This is a genomic window from uncultured Thermomonas sp. (genome assembly GCF_937872235.1).
GTDB lineage: Bacteria > Pseudomonadota > Gammaproteobacteria > Xanthomonadales > Xanthomonadaceae > Thermomonas > Thermomonas beijingensis.
The window spans coordinates 1-3103 of the sequence record NZ_CALMPC010000072.1; the positions used below are offsets into that span (position 1 = coordinate 1).

A 3103-nucleotide genomic window follows, 5' to 3' on the forward strand; every position below is an offset into this window, starting at 1 on the left:
TGCGCGGTGTTGATGGTCTATGTGGTGCCGATCTTCAAGGAAACATTCAGCAGCTTCGGGGCTGAGTTGCCTGCATTTACAAATTTGGTGTTCGGCATATCGGATATTTTTGTCAAGTGGTTCTGGCTGATTGGCATCATCGTTGCCGGCGGTATCGGCTTCTTCATTTACAGCTACAAGCGATCGACCAAATTGCAGCACACCGTGGATCGGATGATGCTCAAGCTTCCCGTGATTGGCAAAGTGCTGAACGAGTCGGCCATTGCCCGCTTTGCGCGTACCTTGGCGGTCACCTTCAAGGCCGGTGTACCGCTGGTGGAGGCGCTGGACAGTGTGGCCGGTGCCACCGGCAGCATGGTGTATGAACAGGCCGTCATGAAGATGAAGGACGACGTTGCAGTGGGTTACCCGGTCAATGTCGCGATGAAGCAGGTCAACTTGTTCCCGCATATGGTGGTGCAGATGACCGCGATCGGCGAAGAGGCCGGCGCACTCGACACCATGCTGTACAAGGTCGCCGAGTTCTATGAGGAAGAGGTCAGCAATACGGTGGATGCGCTGTCCAGCCTGATCGAACCGATGGTGATGGTGATCATTGGTGGCTTGGTCGGCTCGATCGTGGTGGCCATGTACCTGCCGATCTTCAAGATCGCGATGACGGTGATGTAAGGGACTTGCGACGCGATGGCCTTCCTTGATGCGCACCCCGGCTTCGGCTATCCCGCCGCAGCCGGGCTTGGTTTGCTGGTGGGTAGTTTCCTCAATGTGGTGATCTTGCGTCTGCCCGCACGCCTGGAATGGCAGTGGAAGCGCGACGCCCGCGAGATCCTGGACGAACCCGAACTGTACGACCCCCCGCCACCCGGCATCGTGGTGGAGGGCTCGCACTGCCCAAAATGCAAAAAGCCGCTGCACTGGTACGAGAATATCCCGCTGCTGAGTTGGGTGCTGCAAGGTGGCAAATGTCGGGGCTGCAAGACTCCGATTTCGATCCAGTATCCACTGGTGGAGCTGCTGACCGGCGTATTGTTTCTGGCCTGTGTCTGGCAATTTGGGTTTGGCTGGAAGGGCTTTGGCGCCATGCTGTTGACCGGCTATCTGATTGCGCTGTCCGGGATCGACTTCCGCACCAAACTATTGCCTGACCAGTTGACCTTGCCCCTGTTATGGCTAGGCATGATTGCGGCCGTGGAAAACCTGTACGTCGGGCAGAAATCCGCGATGCTGGGGGTGATGGCGGGCTACCTCAGCCTGTGGTCGGTGTACTGGGTATTCAAGCAGCTCACCGGCAAGGAAGGCATGGGGCACGGCGATTTCAAACTGCTGGCTGCGCTGGGCGCGTGGACGGGCTTGGCAGGGGTGCTGCCCACCATCTTGCTGTCGTCGTTCATCGGGGCCGTCGTCGGCTCGATCTGGCTGGCGGTCAAAGGCCGCGACAAGGCCACTCCCATTCCGTTTGGTCCGTATCTGGCGCTTGCTGGCTGGATCAGTTTCTTTTGGGGGCACGACCTAGTGGGCTGGTACATGCGGCTCGCCGGCTTGGCGTAGCAAGCGCAGCCCAGCGGGAACGTGCCCTGGCTTGGCGGCCGCGCTTGTGCAGACTCGGCAGCGCATCCACAACCGCAGGAGCACGCCATGCGAATGGAATCCACCACATAATGCACGCATGAGCGAATACATCATCGGCCTTACCGGCGGTGTCGCCTCCGGCAAAAGTACGGTCGAAGCGCGATTTCGTGCACTGGATATCGTCGTCGCCGATGCTGATGCCGCTGCACGAGAAGCTGTGGCTGCAGGTAGCGATGGCTTGGCCGAAGTGGTGGCTGCGTTTGGCAGCGGCATCTTGACCGCGGATGGCAGTCTGGATCGTGCGGCGATGCGACAACGCGTGTTTGCCGAGAGTGCGGCGCGCAAGGCCCTGGAGGCGATTGTCCACCCGCGCGTACGCACCGCATTGGCTGATGCCTGCCAGATGGCGAGTTCGACCTATGCTATCGCGTCCATCCCGTTGCTTGCCGAAAGTGGTGGTCGTAGTGCCTATCCGTGGCTGGATCGCATCTTGGTGGTGGACGCGGCCGTCACTGTGCAATTGGCGCGCCTGCAGCAGCGCGACGGTAGTGATGCTGCCTTGGCGCAGCGCATGATCGCCGCGCAAGCCACGCGCCAGGAGCGCTTGGCGATTGCCGATGACGTGCTGGTCAATGATGGCGCATTAGCTGTTCTGGACGCACAAGTCTTGGCACTCGATCAGTTATATCGTCGATTGGCCGCCGCTTGAGGTCTCAATTGCCGCGCAGCAATGTGTCCACCACAGGAAGATCCGCTGGCGGCATCGGGTAGTCGCGTAGTGTGTCCGGTGCGACCCACGCCAGTGCCTGTCCCTCCAGGCCTTGTGGTGCACCGACAAAACTGACTTCGCGCACATCCAGCAGCAAGTGCTTTTCAGGTTGCTGCATATGTACACGGATGATCGCGTTACCGACAACCGCGTCGATCCCCAACTCTTCACGCAATTCACGTACCAGCGCCACCTCCGGGGTCTCCCCCGGCTCGACCTTGCCACCGGGGAATTCCCACAAGCCCGCATGTTCCGCGTCGGTGCGTTGGGCCAGTAACACGCGGCCATCTGCATCACGCAAGATGGCGGCGACAACGTGAAGCTGTTTCATCCGCGCCAAAATGCGCCCCGATCCGGGGCACCCCCTTTACGCAAGCTGCCCGTGGCAATGCTTGAATTTTTTGCCGCTGCCACAGGGGCACGGATCGTTGCGGCCTACTTGGCCGGATGCCAGCGCTTGCTGCACACGCACGTCTGCGGCTTCTTCGTCGGCACCCATGCCACCCATATCGGGGTGTTGGAACTGCATCTGCCGGTTGATCGACTCGGCGCGTGCGCGCTCTTGTGCTTCGGCAGCGGCCACTTCTTCTTCGCTGCGGATACGCACGCGTGCCAACAGCGAAATCACTTCGCGCTTGACCTTTTCCAGCAGCTCGGAGAACAGCTCGAAGGCTTCTTTCTTGTATTCCTGCTTGGGCTGCTTTTGCGCATAGCCGCGCAGGTGGATGCCCTGGCGCAGGTAGTCCATGCGCGCCAGGTGTTCCT

The 3103-nt window shown here is 60.2% G+C and carries 5 protein-coding genes; 3 read left to right on the top strand and 2 right to left on the bottom strand.

The genetic code is table 11. The annotated features are described in order from the left end of the window. The 3 genes from QWB57_RS06160 to coaE form a co-directional block, all read left to right on the top strand. Window positions 1–669: type II secretion system F family protein (locus QWB57_RS06160; protein WP_288968791.1), on the top strand; the 669-nt coding region annotated here is incomplete at its 5' end. Window positions 670–684: 15 nt separating this feature from the next. Next, entirely contained in the window at window positions 685–1548 is an 864-nt protein-coding gene (locus QWB57_RS06165) for an A24 family peptidase (RefSeq protein WP_223625866.1), read from the top strand. A gap of 118 nt (window positions 1549–1666) precedes the next feature. Continuing rightward, a complete protein-coding gene (coaE, locus tag QWB57_RS06170; RefSeq protein WP_288968793.1) occupies window positions 1667–2278 on the top strand; it encodes a dephospho-CoA kinase in 612 nt (203 codons plus the stop codon). A 4-nt stretch (window positions 2279–2282) separates the two neighbouring features. On the opposite strand, the gene mutT is transcribed toward coaE, so the two are convergent. After that, window positions 2283–2669, bottom strand: a complete 387-nt coding sequence (mutT, locus tag QWB57_RS06175) for an 8-oxo-dGTP diphosphatase MutT (protein ID WP_324296354.1) — start codon at window positions 2667–2669, stop codon at window positions 2283–2285. 36 nt (window positions 2670–2705) lie between these two features. Then, on the bottom strand, window positions 2706–3103 hold a 398-nt coding region (locus tag QWB57_RS06180; RefSeq protein WP_288968794.1), incomplete at its 5' end, for an SEC-C metal-binding domain-containing protein.

What these genes read in the sequence shown, in the direction of transcription:
- QWB57_RS06165 (WP_223625866.1), top strand. Translation starts at nt 685, where the DNA reads ATGGCCTTCCTTGATGCGCACCCCGGCTTCGGCTATCCCGCCGCAGCC.
- coaE (WP_288968793.1), top strand. Translation starts at nt 1,667, where the DNA reads ATGAGCGAATACATCATCGGCCTTACCGGCGGTGTCGCCTCCGGCAAA.
- mutT (WP_324296354.1), bottom strand. Translation starts at nt 2,669, where the DNA reads ATGAAACAGCTTCACGTTGTCGCCGCCATCTTGCGTGATGCAGATGGC.